The sequence below is a fragment of the Paenibacillus sp. J22P169 genome (assembly GCF_059691995.1).
Genome location: NZ_JCAUAO010000001.1, coordinates 2,349,190 through 2,374,894, shown reverse-complemented (window position 1 = coordinate 2,374,894; position 25,705 = coordinate 2,349,190). Strand labels below are relative to the sequence as shown.

16 protein-coding genes and 1 pseudogene are annotated in these 25,705 nt (G+C 46.7%); 13 read left to right on the top strand and 4 right to left on the bottom strand.

Annotated elements, in window-relative coordinates:
• The first annotated feature begins 41 nt into the window (after positions 1–41).
• Together AC58QG_RS11020 and AC58QG_RS11015 are read left to right on the top strand one after the other, a co-directional pair.
• Positions 42–1,964, top strand: coding sequence for an ABC transporter ATP-binding protein (locus AC58QG_RS11020; RefSeq protein ID WP_497362090.1), 1,923 nt, complete (start codon positions 42–44; stop codon positions 1,962–1,964).
• 50 nt (positions 1,965–2,014) lie between these two features.
• Entirely contained in the window at positions 2,015–4,162 is a 2,148-nt protein-coding gene (locus AC58QG_RS11015) for a hypothetical protein (RefSeq protein ID WP_497362089.1), read from the top strand.
• Between the two features lie 83 nt (positions 4,163–4,245).
• Here the strand turns inward: AC58QG_RS11015 and AC58QG_RS11010 are convergent, their stop codons facing one another.
• From AC58QG_RS11010 to AC58QG_RS11000, 3 genes are read right to left on the bottom strand one after another with little or no spacing between them, the layout of a single operon-like run.
• Positions 4,246–6,858: an Ig-like domain-containing protein gene (locus AC58QG_RS11010; protein ID WP_497362088.1), complete on the bottom strand. Its 2,613-nt coding sequence runs from the start codon at positions 6,856–6,858 to the stop codon at positions 4,246–4,248.
• 17 nt (positions 6,859–6,875) lie between these two features.
• On the bottom strand, positions 6,876–8,804 hold the full coding sequence (locus tag AC58QG_RS11005; protein WP_497362087.1) for a hypothetical protein: 1,929 nt from the start codon (positions 8,802–8,804) through the stop codon (positions 6,876–6,878).
• A 36-nt stretch (positions 8,805–8,840) separates the two neighbouring features.
• Positions 8,841–9,788 (bottom strand): OmpL47-type beta-barrel domain-containing protein, encoded by a 948-nt coding sequence (locus tag AC58QG_RS11000; protein ID WP_497362086.1) that lies wholly within the window; start codon positions 9,786–9,788, stop codon positions 8,841–8,843.
• 353 nt (positions 9,789–10,141) lie between these two features.
• On the opposite strand from AC58QG_RS11000, the gene AC58QG_RS10995 reads away from it, so the two are divergent.
• The 9 genes and pseudogenes from AC58QG_RS10995 (at position 10,142) to AC58QG_RS10955 (ending at position 21,446) form a co-directional block, all read left to right on the top strand.
• Positions 10,142–12,841, top strand: a complete 2,700-nt coding sequence (locus AC58QG_RS10995; protein WP_497362085.1) for a glycoside hydrolase family 78 protein — start codon at positions 10,142–10,144, stop codon at positions 12,839–12,841.
• Between the two features lie 35 nt (positions 12,842–12,876).
• A complete protein-coding gene (locus tag AC58QG_RS10990; protein WP_497362832.1) occupies positions 12,877–14,166 on the top strand; it encodes a Gfo/Idh/MocA family protein in 1,290 nt (429 codons plus the stop codon).
• Positions 14,167–14,196: 30 nt separating this feature from the next.
• On the top strand, positions 14,197–15,630 hold the full coding sequence (locus AC58QG_RS10985) for an L-fucose/L-arabinose isomerase family protein (RefSeq protein ID WP_497362084.1): 1,434 nt from the start codon (positions 14,197–14,199) through the stop codon (positions 15,628–15,630).
• Between the two features lie 26 nt (positions 15,631–15,656).
• A complete protein-coding gene (locus tag AC58QG_RS10980; protein ID WP_497362831.1) occupies positions 15,657–16,502 on the top strand; it encodes a transketolase in 846 nt (281 codons plus the stop codon).
• Positions 16,503–16,505: 3 nt separating this feature from the next.
• Entirely contained in the window at positions 16,506–17,444 is a 939-nt protein-coding gene (locus AC58QG_RS10975; RefSeq protein WP_497362083.1) for a transketolase family protein, read from the top strand.
• 2 nt (positions 17,445–17,446) lie between these two features.
• Complete coding sequence (glpK, locus tag AC58QG_RS10970) at positions 17,447–18,982, top strand: glycerol kinase GlpK (RefSeq protein WP_497362082.1); 1,536 nt, start codon at positions 17,447–17,449, stop codon at positions 18,980–18,982.
• A 435-nt stretch (positions 18,983–19,417) separates the two neighbouring features.
• Positions 19,418–19,561 (top strand): annotated as a pseudogene (locus tag AC58QG_RS10965) (ATP-binding cassette domain-containing protein); the annotation flags it as partial.
• 17 nt (positions 19,562–19,578) lie between these two features.
• Positions 19,579–20,610, top strand: a complete 1,032-nt coding sequence (mglC, locus tag AC58QG_RS10960) for a galactose/methyl galactoside ABC transporter permease MglC (RefSeq protein WP_497362081.1) — start codon at positions 19,579–19,581, stop codon at positions 20,608–20,610.
• A 254-nt stretch (positions 20,611–20,864) separates the two neighbouring features.
• Positions 20,865–21,446, top strand: coding sequence for a glycosyl hydrolase family 95 catalytic domain-containing protein (locus tag AC58QG_RS10955; protein ID WP_497362830.1), 582 nt, complete (start codon positions 20,865–20,867; stop codon positions 21,444–21,446).
• A 201-nt stretch (positions 21,447–21,647) separates the two neighbouring features.
• On the opposite strand, the gene AC58QG_RS10950 is transcribed toward AC58QG_RS10955, so the two are convergent.
• Complete coding sequence (locus AC58QG_RS10950) at positions 21,648–22,754, bottom strand: FAD-dependent monooxygenase (protein ID WP_497362080.1); 1,107 nt, start codon at positions 22,752–22,754, stop codon at positions 21,648–21,650.
• Positions 22,755–22,975: 221 nt separating this feature from the next.
• Between AC58QG_RS10950 and AC58QG_RS10945 the strand changes: the two genes are divergently transcribed.
• A complete protein-coding gene (locus AC58QG_RS10945) occupies positions 22,976–24,652 on the top strand; it encodes a type 2 periplasmic-binding domain-containing protein (protein WP_497362079.1) in 1,677 nt (558 codons plus the stop codon).
• Positions 24,653–24,724: 72 nt separating this feature from the next.
• On the top strand, positions 24,725–25,699 hold the full coding sequence (locus tag AC58QG_RS10940) for an ABC transporter permease (RefSeq protein ID WP_497362078.1): 975 nt from the start codon (positions 24,725–24,727) through the stop codon (positions 25,697–25,699).
• Positions 25,700–25,705 lie beyond the last annotated feature (6 nt).

The window sequence follows — 25,705 nt, the reverse complement described above, 5'->3', positions numbered from 1 at the left end:
TAGACAGTCGGATAGCATCCTATGAGGAAAGAAGGTGTACGATGCAGAAAGAGGTAAGTTCCCGTCTTATACGGCGTTACTTTAAATTTTTAAAGCCATATCGCTACATGATCTTTACGATTGTCGGACTAGGTATCCTGCAATTTATTGTACCTATGACCGTACCTTGGATGACAAAAGTGCTGATCGACGAAGTGCTTCCGCTTAAAAGCAGTTCATGGACGTTGTCCAAGGTGATAGCTGTGTTGGGGAGCGTCTACGTTTTCGGAACCGTGGTGAACTATGCAAGACAATGGGTCATGGCCAAAATGGGGAATTCGATGGTTATCGATATTCGTTTTCAACTCTATGAGCATATGCAAAAGCTGTCACAGCGGTTTTATGATAGCCGTCAGGTCGGAAGCATCGTCTCAAGAATCCTCAACGACGTAAATGGCGCACAAAATTTGGTCGGGGCTGGGGTTATCAATCTGGTTATCGACCTCTTTCTCGTGCTTTTCGCCGGATTTATGCTATTTCATATGGAATGGAAGCTGGCCCTGCTCTCGTTATGGCTGCTCCCGGTTTATTATTTAACCTTTACGAACGCTAACGTGCATATTCGTTATGCGTGGCGTTCCGTGCATCGGCAGATGGAGCGCATGTCTGGCGTGCTTGTAGAGCGTATTGCCGGTATGAAAGTTGTGCAGGCCTTTAACCGGGAACGTATGGAGTTGAACCGTTTTAAGAAGCAAGCCTCGGCTCATTATGCTTATGCGATGACGGCTCAATTTCTATCGAATACCCTTGGCCGAATTAGTCAAACATTTCAAGATTTTGGTGGACTGCTCATTTGGTTTGTAGGTGGTACTATGGTCATCCGGGGCAGGATGTCGGTAGGCGAATTGATTGCATTCCAAGCTTATTTATCCCAAATGTACGGTCCCATTCAGCGTTTTTCCGATGTCAACGTCACAATTCAAAATTCCCTTGCTAACGTAGAAAGAATTTTTGAAGTGTTCGATATTGAACCTGAGATCCAGAATATAGTCAATCCCATACCACTGAAAACTTGTAAAGGCGAAATTCAATTTGATCAAGTCGGGTTTGATTATGTAATCGAAAGGCCTGAAAAGCAGCAAGCCGAAGTGGAACAGAAGGATAAAGATCTGGTCGAGCGCCAGAAACCTGCCAAACGCTTTTATTGGATTCCGCCGAAAATGAGACCTGTTCCGCCTTCCATGGTATTGGAGACCAGGGCAGCTCTTAAAGGAATTAGTTTCAAAGCAAAGAGCGGCGATGTTATAGCGCTTGTCGGTCCCAGCGGTGCAGGGAAGTCTACGATTATTAATTTACTGCTTCGTTTCTATGATCCGGATGAAGGCAGTGTTTTGTTAGACGGGTTAGATTTGCGTGACTATGATTTACATGACCTGAGAAGCCACATGGCCCTTGTGCTGCAGGATAATATCCTGTTCTCAGGCACCGTCTTAGAGAATATCGCTTACGGGAACCCTAATGCTTCACAGGACCAAATCTTCGCTGCGGCACTAGCTGCCAATGCTCATGAGTTTATTGAAGAGTGGGAGCTCGGCTATGAAACCATGATTGGAGAACGCGGTGTTCGGCTCTCAGGAGGGCAGAAGCAACGCATTGCCATTGCGCGAGCGCTGCTTAAGAGCCCTCGAATTTTAATTTTGGATGAAGCTACATCGGCGTTGGATGCAGAATCCGAGCACTTGGTCACTGAAGCGCTGCAACGACTGATGGAGGGGCGTACGACGTTCGTTATCGCGCACCGTCTAGCAACGGTGGTCCGGGCCGATCAAATTCTTGTCATCGATCGGGGGCGGATTGTCGAATGCGGCAAGCATTCGGTGCTGCTCGCACACAACGGGTTATATCGTGAATTATACGAAAAGCAACTAAAGGCAATGAGGCCGGAGGAGCTGCTTGGGTTAGAAACACTGAGGCACCAAGCATAGATTTGAATTTGGTCTTCAACAAACTACTTTAGGCGGAAAGGAAACTGCCGATGACTAAAATTTGTAAACGTTCCCCACTCCTCATGTCCGTTGCTTTAGCTGTCCTAATGAGTTCGCTGTTGCCTGCAACCGTGTTCGCAGACGGCAGCAAGGCTGAGACGTCTATCGCATTCGATCGTATTCAGCTTGGCGCAGACAGTTACGCTGAGATCAAGCAGCTTAACCTACTTTCTGATCTTAACGGTAATATCGTGACGTTCACTTTGAGCATCACGAATAAAGGTGCAGAGAGTTTATCGCTGATTGATTATTTGGTTCGCCTGTATGGCAAGAATGGCGAGAAATTTTCGGCGAAAATGATGCCGCAGGACAAAGAAAAAATGAAAATTGCCGCAGGTTCTTCGCAAGAATTTTCTTATTACGCCATGATAAGTGATTCGACGTCATTGCAAGATTTGACATTTAGTCTTGGGAAGTGGGACTTCTCCCTCGACTCATTTGAACGTAATCTCGGCGAAATTCCAGTCCCTGATGATTTTACACAGGTGACTCAAGCAGGAAGCTCGCAAGCAGTCAAAATCTCTGGAACAGTCATGGACGTCACGCTTTCCAATTTTACACTTGGCCAAAATGAAAAGAATAATTTGACTAACCTAACTTTGCTATTTTCAAATTTAGGAAAATACAGCATGGCAGTACCTGAATACCAGTTTGCGATTCGCTCGTCGGAAGGATATACGTATCCGCTTCAAGCTAAAGGGTTAAAAGATCTTGTTGTGAATTCCCAGGAAACAAAGGAGGTTACGCTTACAGGAAGCGTCCCCGCAGCGGTATCAACTGAAGGCTGGCAGATTGTCATTACACAGTACTTGTCAGATTTGAAGTTGAACGTGCCGATTGCTTACTTGGAAATGCCGAAAGTTACAGAGCAAGATGTGCAAGGTGCAGGCGAAGAAGTGGAATTTACAGACGAGAATGGCATGTACACGGCAAAGATGAACGGCATGTATCGGCTACCCTGGGAAGACGAGGACATTTTGTCGGCTGACATATCGCTGATGAATAAAGGCTCAGATTCGCTGCCAATTCCCAATATGACCGGGTACTTTCTGTTGGATGGAAAGGTGAAGGTAGAGGCGAAGGTCATCATCCCCGCCAAAGTACTAGGAATTCCAAAAGGCAGCTTTGTCGGTTTGCAAATGGCTGCTAAAGTTCCGTATACGTATGAATTCTCGAATCTAGAGCTTGTGCTGCAGGAAGAAACGTCCGAGGGGAAAATAGTAGACTTGTTGAAGTTTGAGACTCAAGCTGACATGTTGAGGGTTCCAATCATTGATGCAGAGTCCTCGTTCGAGCTGACTGACTCGGGTTATCATTCCAAGTTCTCGATCCAGAATGTCAATACCTATCAAGGTCAATCGACTGATCAGTATACGGTACAGGTACTGATAGAAAATCAGGAGAAGCGATACACAAACCTAGCGAAACTGGTTGCCAACTTTCGCTCAGCAAGCGGTACCGTTTACCCGGCAAACGTGTTGGATGTAAAAGAGAAGGTGGGACCCGGAGGAAAAGCACTAATCATCGTCTCCAGCATGCTTCCAAAGGATGTGGATACAACCGGCATGAATTTACTGCTCGGTGAGGCGGTTGCAGCAGGCGGCAAGCTTGTTTCGGTTAATCCTCCGGGGGAGGAGGACACTTCGTCCGATGCAGACATGTATGTTAAGCCTTTCGCATTCTGGCTGCCGCAAGAAAAGAGCGAGGTGAAGACGCCGCTGAAGGGAATATCGCTTGCACCCTATACGATATCCATTGATCATTTCGGCACTTCGCTAGATAACAAGGAACTCTCCTTGAAGTTCAACTATGAGATTGTTAAAGATATGAGCACGAATGTCAGCACCGAGGGCCGTAAGATTGTATTTCAGATCAACGATACGAACGGCGTGAGGGCGATTGAATGGTCATCTGATTTGAGCAGCTTCGAGCTGCAATCGAATGAATCTCCGGAGACGCCGCAGTCGAAGCTGAAAGTAGGAAAGTACAACGATTTCAAAGTTAGCTTGCAGAACGGGGATTTGATCTACAAGCTATCATTTCTTAAATCGTATGATTTTAATATCTATGAGGAATTTCAAGGTCATCGACGTTTAGTAGCTACGATGAAGAATGATTGGTTCGTCAATTCGGACTAATAATGGCTTGAGGCGTAGATTTCAACGCATTGCAAGGCACAATAATAACCCCTGAGGCGCTGCCTCAGGGGTTTCTTGCTGCATCAAGGCAGCTCAACGATATTAGAAATTACATTTTTGCTGGCTAGCTGATCCCAGACAAATGCCTTTAGCTTATATTGAGCTGGATCAAGAGGCATCTGGAAGGTGGCGGTTAGTTCCCTGGTTCCTTGACCTTCAACTAAATCGCTGGAATAAGAATAGTTCAGGATGTTGTCGTTTGAATCATAGAGTGCAATGACCAATACTCCATTTTTATCAAGCTCCGATTGATTCATAAATTGCGCGCTGACCGAAGTATCTCCGTCATCATTGTTCGTCTGTAAGTTTCCGACGGAGAAGACATTGCCAGTTATGTTATTTGTTCGCAGCTTCGTACTCTCAAATATCGACGAATTGTAATAATCATAGTTGTTTGTACTTTTCGTTGCATCAACAGCCATCCCGATGTAAGCATGATTCCGCAAATCAAGTGTGGTAGCCCCTACCAGTTCCCAGTTGGAACCGCCGTCAATAGAAACTAATCCTTTGACTTCATTACCATACCTGGTGATTTTCAACAATGCCGGCAATTCAACATTGGGCTTCGCTGTTGATACAACTAATTCCCCTTGGGCCGAGCGGCTCATAAAATGGATGCGCGATCCGTAATATTCTTCCTTCTTCACGGTAATCATGGCAAAAGGTGAATCCTCGGTCAGATCCCGGCGAATCATGAGGCCGGCTTTCACGCCGTTATCATATTCCGAGGGATTCTGGAGGCTTACTGTTGAGATTAATTCCATGTCGCCTGAAATGTCACGGTGCGTGTATTGAAAGGCATCCGCAGCATGGATCCCGTCATCGCTTGCACCGATTTCACCGGTTCCTTTTATGATAAAAGTGCTACTGGATTCTGATAAGCTTGCTGTTCCTGGGATTTTCACGGTTCCAACATCTACTGACGTCCAGGGTCCGGTACCGTTGGTTCCATTTACATGAATAACGACCATGCTTGACAATGTTTGAGTGCCTGTGTTGTCAGTTGCTTTTGCATACAAATAATGAGTTCCTTCGGGAGCATTTGTCCAAGTAAACGTGTACGGCACGGAGTTAACCCTTCCTAACGGATTCAACTTCATCGTTTTTGTATCATAGTAAGAAAACTCAATATTGGAAATGGCGCCGTCACTGTCAGATGCCGATGCCTCAATGACAATGTCATGATTCGCTTGCAGCCTTGCATCAGCAGTGGGGCTGGAGATGGCCACAACAGGATTGCTTGATCCGTTGCCGGCAAGCGAATTCAAATATTTCTCCAGTTGTGTATATCCGTCACCGCTGTCGGCTTTACCATCCAACGCATAACTAGGATCGAGACCATGCGCCTCTTCCCATGCGTTAGAGATGCCATCGTGGTCACTGTCATAATCAACAGGCAAAGTCGACTCGGCCAAAGCCGGGAAGCCACCATCTCCATCGGGTGAATTTGCGAATTTACCAGAACCGTTTCTTACATCGTTTACGATACGAGCATCAAGAGAATCCCTTTTCGGCAACATGGCTCCTGCTTGATCGAGGACTTTGCTGTATGCATCTATAGCGGAGTCTGTCGTAACTGTCGTATCGACAACGGTGCCGTCGGTATTTTTATATGTGATGGAAGCCGGGTTTGCCAGGCGGTTGACGGTGCCCAGTCCATATTCCGGCTGAACGCCGCCAGCCCAGTTATTCGCGCTTATATCCGGATAGCCATTGACGTAGTTGCCTTGAACATAATAGTTCCCGGGCTGCTCGGACCATGGATTGAAAATTCTGTTTTTCACGTCGTCAAATGTAGCGGGTCCCGCTTTAAAGTAGTTGTTTACGACATTGACGCCTGTTGCATTTTCTCCGCCATATGCACTGTTGGCGCCCCAATTGTACATGACATTGTTTCTCAAATCGAACTGCAGCGGGGCGTCTTTTTCAAGTCTGAAATCACGGTCTAATCTTGGATTTCTGCTGTTGTTGCTGGCAATTAAATTGTGGTGAAAAGTCATATTGGTGCCGCCCCAAATGCCTCCGTACCCGTGGGCTCCCTTATCATGGATGGACATGTTTAAAGAATCGCTGATGATCGACCACTGAACCGTAATATTGCTCTTATCTTTGGTTGACAGCACTTCGTCCGTGCTCCAGCTGAAAGAACAGTGATCGATGATCATTTTCGGAGCATTGGGCGAAAACGTATCGTCCAGCTCGGCAAAGCCTCCGCGAAAGCGAAGATAACGGATGATAATATTGGATCCACCTAGAGACACCGAATAATTTCCGATCGCGATGCCGTCTCCAGGTGCAGTTTGCCCTGCAATCGTTAAATTGTAAACACTCGTTTTTATTTTCTCCTTCAAATGAATGGTGCCGGAAACGCGGAAAACAATGACCGTTGATTTTGAATTGCTATTCGCGACTTTAGTGAGCCCATAACGCAGTGTTCCTGGAAGGGGGGGCTCATTGGAAGTATAATCTTCAAGACTCGTTACCTCATAAATATCTCCTCCGCGTCCCCCTGTAATATACATGGCTGCGCCTTCAGCTCCCGGAAAGGCCGGAGTGAGTACTGCCGCAGAAACAAGCGAAGGGATCATGCTTGCCGCAATAAACAGGCATAGAAACATGGATAATGTTCTTCTCATTTTTGCCTCCTCGTATCTTATTGAATCGTTATATTGTTCGACAAAGGTTTCATGGTTTTAATGCTGTCCCAAATAAAGGCCTTTGCCCGATATCCAGCTATATCCTGGGGAACTTTGAATCCGGTGTTTAATGTTCTCTTTTCCCCTGGGCGCGTGGTGACGGATGCGGAAGTATACGTAACTAGTCGATTACTATCGTCGTACAACGCACAGATTACAACAAATGCTCGATTCTCAGCCGTGTTATTCGTAAGCTCAACTTTGGCCGTCGCGTTCATCCCCGGAGACAACTTGGAAATTTTGTTACCGCTCCAGTCCATAAACGCAAAGGAGTTTAACTGGATGGAACGGGCTCTTACGAGTACGAAATAGCCATTGCTGTCTGTCTGCCCGATTTTGTTTAGCGCTACCTGCGAATTCGCAGCATAACTCTTCTTGTATAAATCGAAGACCTCTGAGCCGCCATCCAGTTCAATGACATCACCCGTTTTGGTCCATGACGACAGCCATGAAATATTGGCTTCCATGGTTTTCTGGCTCATAGCGACAAAAACGTCCGTATCATCAGCAACAGTAAAAGTGGTGAGTACCTCACTAGCTGTATAAGCGTTGGAAGCATTTGCTGATTGAATCCAATCGACCCCGGTGTAGCTTGAAGATAATTTGGTTATTGCACTTTGCGAATCGCCATAGGGCAAGCTGCCTTCAGTCAGACCGCTATGCACCGACCAGTCTGCAATGTTTTTGGTGTCGTTTACGTAAACATTCTGGATGACGCTCGAAGCGGTGGAATCCAAAACTTTTCTGGGGCTCGGTGTAACGGCAACTGCTTGCGACAAGGAGAGAGGACTCTCATTATTATCCGAGTCGGTCCCTTTTGCCAGGAGTCTGGTGTTTTGGGTGACTTTCACATAGTACGTTTTCCCATTCTCAAGCAGCGGACTTCCGGATGATGTCCCAAGCTTAGTAATCGATACATAATCGTTGGGAACAAATTTTTTGTTATATTTGTCAATGACTTTGACATATTCTGAGTCTGCCGCGTCCGGTTTGGTGGCCACGTAGACGTTATTCGTTCTGGCGCTTGCCGACGGAGTCCATTCCACATAGATTTCTTTATCCCGTGGATACGCTGTAACTCCAGTAGGAGCTGCAGGAGACACGGCAGGCGGTTTTGCATATACCTTGATATGGGATACATAGAACGCATTGACCGGATTTGGCGATCCGCCTGACGTAAGCATTTCCAGCATCGCGACGTTTTGTTTGATTTTCTCGCTTGTGGTGGAGCCGGCGCTCCGGACTTCGACAGTCGGTTGTTTGGAAAAGCAAAGGTTGCCGTCAACATAAACCATGACTTGATCATTGACGATATCGACGACTAGCTTGATGTTGTACCATCGATTTGGTTCATATGGATACATATTATCAGGTCCTGTCTTGGCATCGAACACGAATTTTTCTTGTGCTGGATCAGCGGTTATTCTAGCGATGTAATCTCCGCTGCTGCTTAACAGGTTCAATACCTTCGTTCTTTCGTGTTGCGGCCCTGGCTGCATGAAGGAAACTTCCGCAACGACAATGCCTTCTTGCTTCTCAAACGTTTTGACAATTCTCGTATGATTTCGATATGCGACATTGCTAACCGAATTATAATTATCGTATACATACAGACTGTTGCCTGATTTACCTGGGGCCTTGAGCACAGAAGCGTCACCTTTCAGGCTGCCGGCATTCCCCTCCTCAAGCATGGGCTCGTATACAAGATAGCCTAATTCTTCCGCATCCGTGCTGATTGGCTTGTCCTCAAAATTGTCGTCAATGAGCACGTTCCATCCGTCTTCAGCCGGTGCTTCAGCGGCCAATGCCCTTGTTTCATTAGGGTTAACTCCAAAAAGCGCGCTGATCAACGTAAGAGCGATAACGATCTGAAATAATTTTTGCATGGACTTCTTATTCAAATTAACACCTCCGATAGGTCATCATTTATTTTTGCCGGATTGGTCATGAGGCACGATCACCGTCGCAGCAGCTGTAGAGAGGTTCCCGGCTTTGTCTGTAACCGTGTAGGTAATGGTATATACCCGTCCGGAACCTGCACCGGCTCTTTGCGAACGGAGAGTGAACGTCGTGTCGAATGTTCCGTACTGCGCATCCTGAACATCGTCCGGCTGGAGCGGTTCGTTGCTCGTAATGGAGGTAAGAACGATGGAGTCGATCTCTGAAATGGGGTCGAATGCGTATACCGCAGCAGTCACGGAGACCAGCTTCTTATTCGGCGGCCACAGCGTTTCCTTATCTAATGTGACGCTTGCGGACGGCGATTCTTTATCCAACTTCAGTGTCAGCGTTTTGACTGCTTCTTCGTTTCCAGCTTGATCGATGCTTTTGTATTCAAAATAATAACTGCCGCTGTTTGCGGATACTGTGACAGGCAGCGTATAGATGTTCCACGCACCGCCGTTCACTCGGTATAGCGTTTGGGTCACTGAAACGTTATCCGTCGCAGAAAGTGTCACAGTCGGTTCTGTAACGTACCATCCGTTACTACCGTCAACTGGACTTGCGGCTGCGGTCGTTACTGGCGCTGTCTTATCGCGCACAACAAACTCAGTCTTGGAGACAACGGCTTCCCCGCCGACAGAAACAGAGTATGTGCCAAAGATGCTTGTGTTCAATTGAAAACGAAACAGATAGTCTCCTGCCTCATTGCTTGTACCCTGATCCAAATAAGCAAGACGATTAAGCGGATCACGGACTTGCACGGTTACGAAATATTCTCCTGCCAAGCCCGAGTTGCCGGAGACGGTGACGATTCCGGTTGTATCGTCTAACGATGCCGTTACGGCAACGGGGGATGCTGCTGCGATATTCAGCGTCATTGTAAAACAAATGAAGACGGAAAGTATGAATAATGGCCATTTTCTCAAACTAATTCCTCCTTTGGTTCGCTCTTTGAGCGGGTTGCTAAGTCGTTTCCCCCCTTCAAACCACTCATCAAAAAAATGTAATCGATTTCAAATAGGGTTTGACAAAAATGAAACGAGATTACAATTATGCTTTTCTTGACTTTAATACAAAATCGTCCCGACATAATAGGTGATTGATTTCAACTTTATAGGTTGTTTCATTCATCTCTTTTTTTTTATAGATCAGCTTGAATCGTTAATTCTCTAAGGTTAATGATTTTGCCCTATAAACTATTATCGATCCCCCCATAACTGCAAGTTCATCACCTTCTATAATACTATCTAGAAAGATTAATTCTTACGGAGGGATAACTGTGAGCTTAACCATTGTTGAATGTTTAACGGAATATGCACATAACCCGCTAGGGATCGATGTTAGACGGCCACGGCTATTCTGGAGACTTAAATCGAGCGAACGTTCTGCTGTTCAGGATTATTATCAAGTACTGGTCGCTTCGACGCAGGAGCTGCTTGATCAAGGAAAGGCCGATATGTGGGATAGCGGACGAATGTCATCTGATCAATCGACCCATATTGAATACGCAGGGGAGACTCTACGCTCCGGAGAGTCCTACTATTGGAAAGTCCGAGTCTGGGATCGTCACGGGGAAGCATCGGCATGGAGTGAGAACGCCCACTGGTCGATGGGTCTGCTGTCACGAGCGGATTGGAAAGCGAAATGGATCGGGCGCAAGTCGGAAATGGGAGGTGAGCTGCAACCGCCTCCTTATTTGCGTAAAAGCTTTCACCTTATGAAACCCGTGAAACGTGCCTTCGTGTACGTAACTGCGCTTGGTTTGTATAATCTTCGGCTAAACGGTCGTCGGATCGGGTCACTTTTCGCTCCGGGCTGGACGGATTATGACACACGCGTACAAGTGCAGGCTTACGATGTTACCGACGAATTGACAGTAGGCGAAAATGTCTTCGGAGTCATCCTGGGCGACGGCTGGTTCGCGGGTACTGTCGGTTTTCTTGGGAAACATGTGTATGGGGAAAGAGCTTTTTTGCTGCTCCAAGCACGAATCGACTACCTTGATGGTACGAGCGAGTTAATCGTATCGGATTCGTCGTGGCAAACGGCTAATGGAGCGATCCTTTATTCCGATCTGATTAAGGGTGAAACTTACGATGCCCGTCTGGAGCCGACTGGCTGGGATCAAGCTGGATACTCGGTTACAGCCGCCTGGGAGACGCCTGACGTTCGATCTGGATACAACGGTTTGCTAGTCGGAACGGTTGAACCGCCGGTTCGTATCATGCAAAATCGAAAGCCTGTTTCTATTCGCCGCACGGAAGAAGGCACATTCATTTATGATATGGGACAGAATATGGTTGGTTGGACGGAATTGAAGGTCAGGGGGACGAAAGGAGACAAAGTGACCGTCAGCCATGCCGAGATGTTGAATCCAGACGGCAGCTTATATTTGGATAACTTACGGGTAGCTGTGCAGAAGGACCATTATATTTTGAAGGGGACTGAGGAGGAACGGTACGAACCGCATTTTACATTTCATGGGTTCCGTTATGTTGAACTGATTGGTTACCCCGGCGAACCGGATTTGGAGTCTATTATAGGTAAAGTAGTGTACTCCGATATGCCTGAGACGGGACGGCTGGAGACGAATGATGCAATGGTTAATCGTCTGTATGCCAACATTACGTGGGGACAGAAGGGGAATTTTCTCTCCGTGCCGACGGACTGCCCGCAGCGCGACGAGAGGCTGGGCTGGACCGGTGATACGCAAATTTTTGCCCGCACGGCGGCATACAACATGAATGTGTCGCGCTTCTTCACGAAATACATGCAGGATATGGTCGACTGCCAGCAGCCGTCGGGTGCTTTCACAGACGTGGCGCCTGACGCAGGATGGATCCGACATAAAATGTGGAATACGAACCTGAACTGGTTCGCACCCGACAATGCCGGATGGGGCGATGCAGGCGTCATTATTCCATGGACCCTATATGTGATGTACGGTGATACTCGCATACTGGAAACCAATTTTGAAGCGATGGCGGGTTGGGTGGACTATCTCCGTGACAACAGTGAAGATTTCGTGCGTCCGAATTATGCCGACTATGGCGATTGGTTATCGATTGATGCGGATACACCGAAAGAAGTGTTGGCGACAGCATATTTTGCTTACAGCACAAAGTTGATGGCGAAAATTTCCAGGATTCTGGGGCGCAAACAGGAGCAAGAAAAATATGAATCCTTGTTTGCGGCAATTGCCAAAGCATTTCAGAATACGTTTGTGGGTAAAAACGGACGTATTCGCGGGGAAACACAAGCTGTGTATGTCCTCGCGCTGCAGTTCGGGTTGTTGACGAAAGAGCAAAACAATCAGGCCGCCGACCATCTGACCGCTGATATCCGAGCGAGAGGAGACCGCTTGTCGACGGGCTTCCTTGGCGTCGGATATTTGCTGCCTGCACTAACGGAGCATCATAAGCTGGATGTTGCCTATACGCTGCTCACTCAGGAGGAATTCCCTTCCTGGATGTATTCAATCAAGCATGGAGCCACAACCATTTGGGAACGTTGGGACGGATGGACAGAGCATAACGGGTTTCAAACGCCGTCTATGAATTCTTTTAATCATTATTCCCTTGGTTCGGTGGGAGAATGGATGTTTCGTTACATGGCAGGCATCGAGGCAGATCCAGATGAACCCGGCTTTAAACATACCATTATCCGGCCAAGACCGGGAGGGCGCTTGAACCGGGTCAAAGCAAGCTATGATTCCTTATATGGAACCATTGAGGTGGCATGGAATGTATCCGCTTCAAAGGCATTTCGGATTGAAGTGTCGATCCCCGTTAATACGACGGCTACGGTCTATATTCCCGGCCGTGTGTACGCCATTGATAACATCAAGAATGAATCAGGAGCTTGGGACGTAGAGGGCTGTCAGCCGCTTAACAAAACGGAAGAGGAAAGCCGTTTCAGACTCGGGGCGGGCCGCTACATGTTTGAAAGCGATTTGATTACGCTCGATGCTACAGTTTAAGGATTTTAATAATCCTCATGAAAAGGGTGAAACGCATGACGATCAAGAAGAAGTACGTGATAGTTGGAGCTGGCGGTCGGGCACGTTTCTTTTATTCAGCCATTGCAACCGACTTTCGGGAAACGACGGAGCTGGTGGCGTTATGTGACGTCAACCAGACCCGTATGGATTATGCGAAGCAGCAGTTGGAGCAAAAATACGATTACCCTGAGGTACGCACTTACAAAGCGGATGCATTCGATCGCATGATTGAAATAGAGAAACCGGATGCCGTCATCGTCACTAGTGTTGACCGCACACACCATACCTATATCATTCGTGCGATGGAGCTTGGCTGCGATGTGATTACGGAGAAACCAATGACGATAGACGAGGGAAAATGTCGTCATATTCTTGATACTGTTGCTAAGACGGGACGCAATGTTCGCGTTACATTCAACTACCGGTATGCTCCTCACCATACGAAAGTCCGCGAACTAATCGAAGAAGGCGCCATTGGTAAAGTGAACTCTGTACACTTCGAATGGCTGTTGAATACGAAGCATGGTGCTGATTATTTTCGGCGCTGGCACCGCGATAAGCGAAACAGCGGCGGGCTGCTTGTACATAAATCGACGCATCACTTCGATCTTGTCAGCTTTTGGATCGGTTCGGAACCGGAAACGGTCTTTGCGCTTGGTGATTTGCTCTTTTATGGGCGGGAAAATGCAGAGAAGCGCGGCGTTACCCAATATTACAACAGGGCAACGGGTAATCCGCTTGCTGAGGATGACCCGTTCGCACTCCATTTGGACCGAAACGGACGGTTGAAGGCCATGTATTTAGACGCTGAACACGAAGACGGCTATCTTCGCGATCAACATGTTTTTGGTGACGGCATTAACATTGAGGATACAATGGGGGTTCTTGTCCGCTATAAGAATAAGGCTATACTGACTTATTCTTTGAACGCCTATTCCCCTTGGGAAGGTTATCGAATTGCTTTTAATGGAACCAAAGGTCGACTTGAGATGACAATTATGGAGCAATCGTATGTTAATTCGGGCGGAGACAAAGCGCTTGAAGGTGCGATAAAAAATAAAGAGATTCGCATGTTTCCGATGTTTGATAAGCCCTATGAAGTTGAAGTGGAAAACGGCGTTGGCGGTCACGGCGGAGGAGATCCGGTACTGCTGAACGATATATTCGGGGAGCCGATAGATGACCGATTTAAGAGGGCGGCTAATCACTTGGACGGGGCCCGTTCAATTCTTGTTGGAATTGCGGCGAACCGTGCTATCCGGACGGGACAGCCAGTACAAATTGCTGATTTGTTAAATGATTAAGCAAAAGCAGAATATGTAAGAGGTGACCATATGAGAAAATTGAAGCTTGGTTACGCGCCGACACGTCGGTTTGTGTTTAGCGCTGAAGATGCTTTTCGCTACAAAGTGCTGATCAAAGAGAAGATTGAAAGTTTTGGTTTGGATATCGATATTGTCGATCTTGAAGGTCTTAATCAGGAAGGACTACTGTACGATGACCATATCAACGCCGATTTGATCATAGACCGGTTTAAACAGGAAAGCGTGGATGCCGTATTTTTCCCTCATTGTAATTTTGGTACCGAGGATACAGTAGCCCGCGTAGGAAAAGCGCTTGGCAAACCGGCTCTGCTTTGGGGACCGCGCGACGAGGCCCCGCTTGCTGACGGTATGCGTTTACGCGATACCCAATGTGGCTTATTTGCTACGGGTAAGGTACTTCGTCGGTTCAACGTTCCTTTTACTTATGTAACGAATTCGAGAGTCAACGATCCGGTGTTCGAACGCGGGTTTACTAACTTCGTTGCGGCAGCCAACGTCGTGCGACAGTTCACAAACCTACGCATCCTGCAAATAGGGCCGCGACCGGCCTCTTTCTGGACCATGATGTGCAATGAGGGCGAACTGTTGGAGCGATTTGGCATCGAAATTTATCCGATAACACTGGTGGACATTCAACGCGCGACAAAGCAAATTGAGAACGGTAACAGCTCTGATCTGACGACGGCAATTGACTATATAAAGGCAAAACTGGATTGGTCCGAAGTAACGGAAGCGGATGTTCGCCGAATTGCAGCCCTGAAGGTCGCGATGAAACATTATGCTGAAAAAACAGGCAGTACGGCGATTGCTATCCAATGCTGGTCTTCGCTGCAAGATGCGATGGGGATCATGCCATGTCTGGCCAATGCGATCCTGACCGATGAACAGATCCCCGTAACTTGCGAGACGGATATCCATGGTGCGATTACCTCTGTCATGGTACAGGCAGCGGCAATGAATGTCCATCCGACCTTTTTTGCGGATATTACGGTACGTCATCCTGAGAATGATAACGGCGAATTGCTTTTCCACTGCGGGAACTTCCCCGTTTCTCTATCCGTTGAGGATAAGCCGAAATTACGAAAGCATTTCCTGTTCGATGATCATGCTCCGGGTACGCATGAAGGTGAGATTCGCGGGGGCGGGATGACGATCGCCCGTTTTGACGGCGACAATAACGAATATCAATTGTTCCTTGGCAAAGCCAAGGGAATTAAAGGGCCGTATACGCGTGGTTCCTATGTATGGGTGGAAGTAAATGACTGGCCGCTTTGGGAAGAAAAGCTCGTAAAGGGGCCCTATGTACATCACTCAGTAGGTATTCATGCCAACGTTATTCCTGCTCTTTACGAGGCTTGCAGCTACATCCCTGGACTCACCCCGGATCCGGTTGACCCTACCGAACGTGAAATTCAGGCATGGTTGCGCGGTTCAAAACTATAATTTTTTTGAGTAGGAAGGTGATCGGTATAAATACGCTGGCACTTAAAGCTAAAGCAGCGCAGATCCGTATGGACTTACTGAAGATGATTCATGGCGCGAAGACAGGGCACACCGGAGGTTCATTAAGCAATACGGATATTTTAACGGTTTTATATTATCAAATTATGAAAATCGATCCCCTGAATCCAAAACTCGATGATCGCGATCGCTTCATTTCAAGCAAGGGTCATTCGGTCGAGTCCTTATGGTGTATTTTAGCCGATCTCGGGTTCTTTCCGAAGGAGGAACTCTCCACTTTTAGCCAGTTTGGTACGAAGCTCATCGGTCATCCCAATAATAAGGTGCCAGGCATCGAGATGAACACAGGTGCGCTTGGACATGGTCTTGCAATTTCCGTTGGGATGGCTCTTGCGGGTAAGAGAGACAACAAAAACTACCGCGTTTTTTGCCTAATGGGAGACGGTGAGCAGGCGGAAGGCTCTGTCTGGGAAGCAGCCATGGCGGGTTCTCACTATAGACTTGAAAACTTGGTTGGCATTATTGATCGTAATCGTCTTCAGATTAGCGGCTCTACGGAAGATGTCATGGGCTTAGAACCTCTTGAGGAGAAGTGGTCGTCGTTTGGATGGCATGTGGTCACTGTGGATGGTAATGACATTGATGCACTCGTGAGTACATTCGATTCGATACCCGAAGTAAAGGGAAAGCCGACGCTCGTCATGGCGAATACCGTGAAGGGGAAAGGTGTCTCGTTCGCCGAGAATGTCCCGCACTGGCATCATCATGTGCCAAGCGATCAGGAGCTGGAAACGGCACTGGAAGGGCTGTCCGCAATAATAGATAGCTTGAAACTAGAAATGGGGGTCCGCTAAACGATGGTAAACACGATACCGAACCGACAGGTAATTTGCGAGACCTTGGCGGATCTTGCGAGTAGTGATCACGATATCATGGTACTTACCAGTGATTCACGTGGATCAGCAGCGATGGCACCTTTTGCCAAGAACTTCCCTAAACAATTCGTTGAGGTAGGAATAGCTGAACAGAACATCGTTGGTATTTCCGCTGGCCTCGCGCATAGCGGCAAGAAGCCTTTTGTAACCTCACCCGCATGTTTTCTTAGCATGCGAAGTATTGAACAAATCAAAGTGGACGTCGCTTACTCCGCAACCAATGTAAAATTAGTCGGAATCAGCGGAGGCGTTAGCTACGGGGCGCTCGGAATGTCGCATCATTCGGTTCAAGACCTTGCTGTTACCCGGGCTATTCCTGGGCTTGCCGTTTTACTGCCGGCCGATCGTCACGAGACGAAGCTCATGACGGAGGCGCTTGTTAAATACGAGGGGGGGGCCTACATGCGTATCGGACGGAATCCTGTTGAGGACGTCTACGATTCGGCCGACTACGATTTCGTTATTGGTAAAGCGGTCAAGCTCCGAGAAGGTAAGGATGTAACCATCATAGCGGCTGGTGAAACGGTTCGCATAGCGCTCGATGCTGAAGCTGCGCTTCGAGAAGCAGGGGTTTCCTGCCGAGTTCTAAATATGCATACGATTAAGCCTTTGGATGAAGAGGCGATCATTGCGGCAGCCCGTGAGACTGGACGCATCATTACCGTAGAGGAACACAGTATCCATGGCGGGCTGGGCGGCGCAGTTGCTGAAGTTGTCGTCCAACATCAGCCTGTTCCTGTAAGGATCGTGGGTATCCCTGATGAGCCTGCAATTGCTGGCAAGACATCTGAAGTTTTTGCGCACTACGGGATCACTGCAAATGATCTGAAACAAATCGCTTTGGATCTCATAGGCACCTAATTATGGGAATCATGAAATCATACATTTTGACTATTGATCAGAGTACTACTGGCACAAAGGCCTTCATCGTCGATCGCCTTGGCGGTGTGGTTTCAAGGAGTTCTGTGCCACACAGGCAGATTTATCCTTCGCCTGGTTGGGTGGAGCACGATCCCATTGAAATTTATAATAATGTAAAGATATGTGCTCTCGATGCGCTTTTGCAAGCGGGTATAGGCGTCGAAAGCATTGCAGCTCTGACAGTGACAAACCAGCGGGAGACTTCCGTTCTCTGGGATCGAGTAACAGGGGTGCCTGTCCATCATGCTGTCGTGTGGCAGTGTCAGCGTACATCGGAAATGTGTGCTTCCCTTAAAGCCAAAGGGCACGAGGCGTCGGTAAAAGAAAAAACGGGATTGATGATCGATCCCTATTTCTCGGCGACCAAATGGTCTTGGATGCTGCAGCACTCAGAACATGCACAAGCGGCATTAAAACAAGGAAGATTGTTGGCAGGAACGATGGACACCTGGCTCGTGTGGAAGTTAACGGGGGGAAGTGTTCATGCAACTGATTTTACGAATGCAAGTCGAACCTCATTGTTTAACATCCACACGCTCCAATGGGATGAGGACATGTGTGTTCTGTTTGGAGTCCCTTCTAATCTTCTGCCTTCAGTAAAATCGTCTGATGAAGTACTAGGTTATACGGATTCACAGGACTGGCTTGGAGCGAGTGTTCCGATCGCTGGCGTCATCGGAGATTCGCAGGCAGCTCTGTACGGCAATTTATGTCATGCGCCGGGAGAAGCTAAAGCAACATATGGTACGGGAACATCAGTACTAATGAATGTCGGAGATCGGCCCGCAGCGGCAGATGGAGGACTTGTTCAAACTATTGCCTGGGGACGTGGTGACAAGATAACATATGCACTTGAAGCAGTGATCCGTTCGTCCGGTGACAGTCTTAACTGGGTTCGTGATAACTTGGGGCTATTCTGTAGTTTTGATGAGATGGAGCAACTGCTTACAGAAGTGCCTGAACATGAAGATGTTTATCTGGTGCCTGCATTTGTTGGCCTCGGTGCCCCTTATTGGCAGCCAGATGCAAGGGCGGCCATTACGGGAATGAGCCGTTCAACGGGTAGGGGGCATATCGTTCGTGCTGCCTGGGAGAGTATCGCCTATCAAGTGCGCGATGCAATCGAGTTGCTTCAATCGGAGTCGGGGATACGGCTCCAGGGTTTATTCGCGGATGGTGGCGCAGCGGACAGCGTACTGTTGATGCAATTCCAAGCGGATTTATTAGGTCGACCAGTCTTACGTTTTGGTGTCTCCGAATTGTCAGCGATGGGTTCGGCTTATTTAGGTGGCCTAGCCACTGGGGTATGGAACTCTGAGAATGAGATTAAACGATTATATAGGGACTCTAGTGTATATAAACCCGCAATTGATTCTCAAATTCGAGAGAGGCGATATGCTGGTTGGCTTCGGGCTGTTAAATCGGTACTTGCCGGAACCGATTTACGAGGTGAAGAAATTCAAAAGAACTTTAACTAGAAAGATAGAGCTAATAATGAAGGTGGCTATCGATATGGCAGGATGGATTCACGAAGAATGTCTTCTGATGATACCAGTATTGTTACGGTACAGTAGTTGCAGCTGATCATCCATCGTAATAAAAACAAAAACAAAAACGGTGTCTGCAAGTTGAATATGTGCATAGGCTTGTAACCGCACTTTAAAGACATAGTGTATATTTATGCATACTCTCTAAAAAGGTTGGGAATTTTTTTTCTAACGAATTCTGCAACAAATAGCCATTTTCGCTGAGATTACCAAATTCTAATGAAATTTGAAACAACAAAAACGGAGCACCGAGGGTTCGCGGGCTCCGTTTTCTAATTAATTCTGGAATATCACAGATTTTGTTTTTTTTTTATTGGATTTCTCCCCTCTTCCTCACATTCTTCTTGTTGTTCTATTCATTCTAACATGATCTCGTCTGAAATGCCTGAGCTGCTTGGGATGTCAGACCGAATCATGGTTATGTGTGAAGGGCGCCTTACGGGGATCGTAGAAGGAAATAAAACAACAGAAGAAGAGATTATGCGCCTTGCTGCACAGCATACGGCATAATGGAGGGCTAAGAAATCATGAATGCAAAAACAGGAACAATAAAGTCCAGAGACATTAGCGGATTCATAAGTAAATATGCCATTTATATCGTACTTATTGTGCTAGTTATCAGTATTACGATCTATGATCCGCGCTTTTTATCCGTCAGTATTTTTCGTGATATTTTGCTGCAGTCGTCTACGCGTGTCATTATTGCCTTGGGCGCAGCCTTTATCTTGATTACGGGAGGTACCGACCTTTCGACAGGACGAATCGTCGGTTTGAGTGCCGTTATCTCGGCTGCGATGCTGCAAACGGAAGATTACGGCCGCAAATTTTTCCCGGACCTTCCGTATCTGCCGCTGCTTGTGCCAATTCTGATTGCGATCGCAGCCGGACTTTTGATTGGTTTTATCAATGGGATTATCGTCGCTAAGTTTAAAGTTCCGCCGTTCATCGCAACACTCGGTACGATGGTAGCTGTATACGGTGCCAACTCCTTGTATTTTGATATGAAACCGAACCAGTCCCAGCCGATCGGCGGATTGAGATCTGACTTCAGCCAGCTCGGTACTGGTGCAATCGGTTCCAGTTCGACTTACTCCATTCCTTATATCGTTAGTATTGCCATCGTCGTGGCGGTTATCGTTTGGATTGTTTTTAACAAAACAAAGCTTGGGAAATACATGTATGCCATCGGCGGTAACATTCACGCTGCAGTCGTTTCGGGGATCAACGTAAACCGTTACTTGATCTACATCTACTCCATTGCAGGCGCGCTTTATGGATTGGCTGGGGTGCTGGAAGCAGCAAGAACCGGGGGTGCAACGAACAACTATGGGAATATGTACGAGCTTGATGCGATTGCGGCTTGCGTAGTTGGCGGCGTATCGACTTCCGGTGGTATCGGAACGGTTCCGGGCGTTCTGGCAGGGGTATTGATCTTCAGTGTTATCAACTACGGTCTGACGTTTATCGGTATTAGTCCATATTGGCAGTTGATCATTAAAGGTGTCATTATTGTTGCTGCGGTAGCTTTTGATATGCGTAAATATATGAACTCTAAATAATGGATAACAGGCTCTCTTGAAAGTGATATGCTCCCCATACGGTAGACAGGTGGAGTACGACAGTCGTAATAACAAAACTAATTAATAACAATATTGAAGGAATGTTTAGGATCAAATAATGAATTGTATAATTATGCATGCGTAGAATTATTTCTAAATATTTTTTTCTAACTAAGTGATGTTCATTTTAATGATAAAATTGTAAATGAAACTTTCGGGATTTTTACTAATTGGCCGCAATCATTTTATGACTTATTACGGAGCAGTCTGCTCCTGATCTGTTTCAAGCTGCGAAAAAATCGCTTGAAATCAGAGGGGACGGAGGAACGGGCTGGAGCCTTGGCTGGAAAATCGGCTTATGGGCAAGATTCAAGGACGGCAATCGTGCAGAGCGCCTAATCTCGAATTTGTTAACGCTTGTAAAGGGAGACGCGCCGATGAGTAACGGAGGCGGCGTCTATGCCAATCTGTTTGACGCGCATCCTCCTTTCCAAATCGATGGAAACTTTGCCGCAACAGCAGGAATCGCAGAGATGCTGCTGCAATCGCATCAAGACTATTTGGAATTCCTGCCGGCATTGCCCGATGTATGGAAAGACGGGTTTGTCAAAGGATTGCGGGGCAGAGGAGGCTATGAAATCGATTTGGAATGGAACGACGGCTCCTTGTCGAAGGCGGAAATCACAGCTTCAATAACGCAGACTTGCAAAGTGTTAGCCAAGCAAATGGTCAGGGTAACGCTAGATAGCGAAGAAGTGACTTACTCCGATATGGGGAACGGCTGTATCGGGTTCCATGTCGAAAGCGGTAAACGTTATGTTGTATCGAACGTTTGAGGAATAAGAGGTTGTTTACCACTTCCGGGCACCCATTCATACACTCGACTTAAACCACTATGTTCCCCATCATGGTGAATACTTATCGGGTTACAAATAACCCAGAAATACAAAACAGCAGCAGCCATGGACGAGAAAATAAAGTCCTAGACTGCTGCTGTTTTATTGAACAAAAGTTCTTACATGAGCGCAATGCTGGCGTTATACTTCTTGCGAATATCTTTCGCGAATGGCTTCTTCCGTTCGTGGGACTAGATACTCTATGCCAAATTTTTCCGCAGTGGCTTGCACTTCCTCGATGAAAGGACGGAAACTCTTATTGTATTCTTGGAACGCAAGTTCATAATCACCATGGTATTTTTGGAAAGCATCCGCCAAAGCGGCCGCCCCATCTATGGCCAATGATCCACCCATGCCAGCAGCTGGAGAGGCACAGTATCCAGCATCACCGACTAGCGCTACTCTGCCTTTTGTCCACGACGGCATTTTCATTTGGCACAGCTTGTCAAAGTAAAAAGTTTTCGAGTTCTTCACTTCTTCCAGCAATTCCGACGTTCGCCAGCCTACTCCAGAAAACTGACTCAAAATGATATTCCGCTGCTGTTCTTCGTTTCGGTAGTCGTAAGGGATTTCCTTTTCCGAAAAAAAGCAAAGGAGGATATCAGTTTTATTGTTGTAGGCGTTCAGCATGACCGCCTTGCCCGGCTCATTGTACATCTGTGTTGTATTCTCCCGAATCAACAACTTATCCACGATCGTGATAGAGAAATACGTTTTAAGGAAATGAGAAAATTCTGCCTCCTCGCCGAAGCAATATTTTCTGACGGCCGAATGAATACCATCGCAGCCAAATACCAGGTCAAACGAGCGCTTTTGCCCCCCCGTGAAAGCTACGTCGACGCCGTTACTTTCTTCTTTTAAAGACGCTATACTATCTCCGAAAATAAACTCGACATCATCTTTGACAGCCTTGAACATCATGTTCAGCAATACATCTCGTTCGATTTCATATTCATCTACCGCAAGCTGCTCACTGTCATTTTGAACGAAGTGCAATCTTTCAGTGATATCATCAGAATTTTTAAATTCCACCAGCTCCATGGTTATTCTGTTCGGCAGGATTTGGTCAAACAGCCCCATACGTTTCACGATATCGATAGTATTTTCTCGGATATTGACAGGTGTACCGCCTTTTTTGAGACCTTCGGCGATTTCAACAACGGTCACATTGTAGCCTAACTTCTTCATCCAGTAGGCTGTTGAGAGGCCGGCGAAACTCGCCCCGCTAACTAGGATATTTGTTTCCATATTCGATCCTCCCATAATGGTTGTATTCGTGGTCTTGACTTTGTATAGTGTAGAATAGTTTCATAAACTGAATATTAACAGCTGTAATTCATAGGGGTAATATCTTTACTCTGTGAATTGTAAGCGCATTCTTGATGCGTATAATAAATAGTGTAAGCAAATAAATGATTGACCTATACAAACATGCATCTTGATGGTGAGAATAAGGGAGGATTAGAAAAATGGTTAAGAAAATAAAACGACCTGTTTTAGCAGCAATGGTACCTGTTCTGGCTCTAGGATTAACGTTGACAGGATGCACCGACTCGAAGGATGCGGCAAGTAGCACCCCTTCGCCTAGCGGTAGTCAGACAAGTCCTGCAGCAACGAAAAACGACGCGATTAAGCCAGTTACATTATCTGTGTTCATTGGTGGCCCTGGTCAACAGCCGACTCCTGACAACAAGATCTACAAGATGATTAAAGATAAAACTGGCGTTAGCCTAAAAATGGAGTTTCTTGTCGGTGACCTGCAGCAGAAGATGGGCGTTATGATTGCCGGCGGTGATTATGCGGATATTATGTCTGGGGATGATAAACTAATTGCTGCCGGTGCTTTTATTCCCCTCGAGGACCTGATTGAGAAGTACGCACCGAATTTGAAGAAGCACTATGCCTCCGTGTGGAATCAGGCCAAGGATCCTGCAAGCGGTCACCTTTATGCTCTGCCGGCTTACGGCGTGTTCAGTGGTCAAGTTAACGATACTACGTATGGAGGACCAGGCTTTTACCTGCAAAAGGATGTCCTGAAGGAAATGGGGTATCCAACTCCTAAAACGTTGGACGAATATTTCGATATCATTGCGAAATACAAAGCGAAACATCCAGATATGATCGGGTTCGAGACGTTGAGCTTTGACTGGAGAAAATTCCCGCTGCTTAATCCGCCAGAGCATTTAGCTGGTTACCCAAATGACGGCGGTGTTATCGTCGATAACGGGAAAGCGCAAATTTTTGCTGACAAGGATATTGCCAAGACCTATTACAAGAAGCTGAATGAGATCAATGCGCAAGGCTTGATGGATAAGGAAGCACTGGTACAGAACTACGATCAGTACTTAGCTAAAATTGCCAGTGGTCGCGTCATTGGGATGTTCGACCAGCAATGGAATTTTAACGATGGAGAAAATTCTTTGAAATCACAAGGTAAATTCGGCAGCACATACGTCGGGTTCCCGCTCTTATATCCAGGCGCCACAGAGCACTACCGTGACCGTCCAGTTTTGAACATCAACCGCGGATTCGGGATTTCGACGAAAGCCAAGGATCCGGTTCAAATCATCAAATTCCTTGACACACTTATGACCGAAGATTGGCAGAAGACACTCCAATGGGGTATTCAAGGCGAGGATTATGAGGTGAAGGATGGTAAGTTCTACCGTACGCCTGAACAGCGTGCGAAAGCAGACGATAATACATGGAAGCTAGCGAATAAAGCGGAAGCGTTCTTGGGTGGCCTGCCTAAGATGCAAGGGTCGTATAGTGACGGAAATGCAACTGATGCAGGATCACAGCCACAGGAATTCTTCGACAGCTTGAAGCCGCAGGATCAGGAAGTGCTGAAGGCATACAACCATAAGACATGGGCAGAGTTCTTCAAATCACCTGTGGAAAATCCCATATACTACCCAGCGTGGAGTATTGATCTGGTGGATGGTTCACCAGCCAAAGTGGCCAATCAGAAGATGGAAGACCTTGCCGTCAAATATTTGCCGAAAGCTATTATGGTCAAACCGGATGAATTTGATGGTGTATGGAAGGAATATGTGGATCAGATTTCCAAAAGCAATTTCAAAGCCATCGAAGATCGTATCAATGAACAAATTAACTGGCGTATTAAGAATTGGAGCAGCAAATAAGAGAATAGAACATGCAGTAGAGTGGGGGAGACTCAGGGTCTTCTCCGCTTTACTTCCTAGGAGGGAATGTCGATGGCCGTGACCATACTGTCCAAAAGACCAAAGAAAAAGCAAAAAATTGATCCGGAAATCGGCGTCGGTTTAAGTTGGAAGACGATCAAAAATCAGAAGCAGTTAATTCTGATGTCGTTTCCCATCGTGATTTATATTCTTATTTTCAATTATGTACCGATTTGGGGCTGGTTGATGGCGTTCCAGAATTATCGTCCGGCTTTGAAATTTTCCAAACAGCAGTGGGTGGGGTTGAAGCAGTTTAAATTTCTCTTTCAAGATGATACGTTCTTGACAGTGCTTCGCAACACGCTTGCCATGAGTATGATCAATTTGGTTCTTAGCTTTGCAACAGCCATTATTTTAGCTCTTTTACTGAATGAAATTAAAGTTCGTTTCTGGAAACGGTCCATCCAAACGATTTCTTATCTGCCTCATTTTCTGTCGTGGATCATTGCTGCGGGTATTGTAGCGACTTCCCTATCCGTTGATGATGGTATCGTTAATCAGCTGTTGATGAAGCTGCACTTCATTGAGGAACCTGTGATGTGGCTTAGTCAAGGTAAGTATTTTTGGGGGATTGTGGGCTTGTCTAATGTATGGAAAGAGGTGGGATGGAATACCATCATTTACCTTGCAGCTATCACCTCGATTGATCCGTCGCTGTATGAGTCTGCCGGAATCGACGGTGCAAACCGTTACCAGAAGATCCTGTACGTCACACTGCCTGGGATCAAGTCGACATTTATCATTCTATTAATCATGAACATCGGACATATTCTGGATGCAGGCTTTGAAATTCAGTACCTGCTCGGCAATGGATTGATCGTCGACTGGTCGCAAACGATTGATATTTTCGTTCTAAAGTACGGGATTGCTCAAGGCAACTATTCGCTGGCCACTGCGGCAGGTATTTTCAAAACAGTTGTAAGCATAATCCTTATTCTAATTGCAAATTCTACCGCCAAGCGCCTTGGTGAAGAGCGGTTGATATAAAGGAGA

Coding starts and splice junctions, on each gene's coding strand:
- AC58QG_RS10990 (WP_497362832.1), top strand. CDS start 12,877: ATGACGATCAAGAAGAAGTACGTGATAGTTGGAGCTGGCGGTCGGGCA.
- AC58QG_RS10945 (WP_497362079.1), top strand. CDS start 22,976: ATGGTTAAGAAAATAAAACGACCTGTTTTAGCAGCAATGGTACCTGTT.
- AC58QG_RS10950 (WP_497362080.1), bottom strand. CDS start 22,754: ATGGAAACAAATATCCTAGTTAGCGGGGCGAGTTTCGCCGGCCTCTCA.
- AC58QG_RS11005 (WP_497362087.1), bottom strand. CDS start 8,804: ATGCAAAAATTATTTCAGATCGTTATCGCTCTTACGTTGATCAGCGCG.
- AC58QG_RS10985 (WP_497362084.1), top strand. CDS start 14,197: ATGAGAAAATTGAAGCTTGGTTACGCGCCGACACGTCGGTTTGTGTTT.
- glpK (WP_497362082.1), top strand. CDS start 17,447: ATGGGAATCATGAAATCATACATTTTGACTATTGATCAGAGTACTACT.
- AC58QG_RS11020 (WP_497362090.1), top strand. CDS start 42: ATGCAGAAAGAGGTAAGTTCCCGTCTTATACGGCGTTACTTTAAATTT.
- AC58QG_RS11010 (WP_497362088.1), bottom strand. CDS start 6,858: ATGAGAAGAACATTATCCATGTTTCTATGCCTGTTTATTGCGGCAAGC.
- AC58QG_RS11015 (WP_497362089.1), top strand. CDS start 2,015: ATGACTAAAATTTGTAAACGTTCCCCACTCCTCATGTCCGTTGCTTTA.
- mglC (WP_497362081.1), top strand. CDS start 19,579: ATGAATGCAAAAACAGGAACAATAAAGTCCAGAGACATTAGCGGATTC.
- AC58QG_RS10975 (WP_497362083.1), top strand. CDS start 16,506: ATGGTAAACACGATACCGAACCGACAGGTAATTTGCGAGACCTTGGCG.
- AC58QG_RS10940 (WP_497362078.1), top strand. CDS start 24,725: ATGGCCGTGACCATACTGTCCAAAAGACCAAAGAAAAAGCAAAAAATT.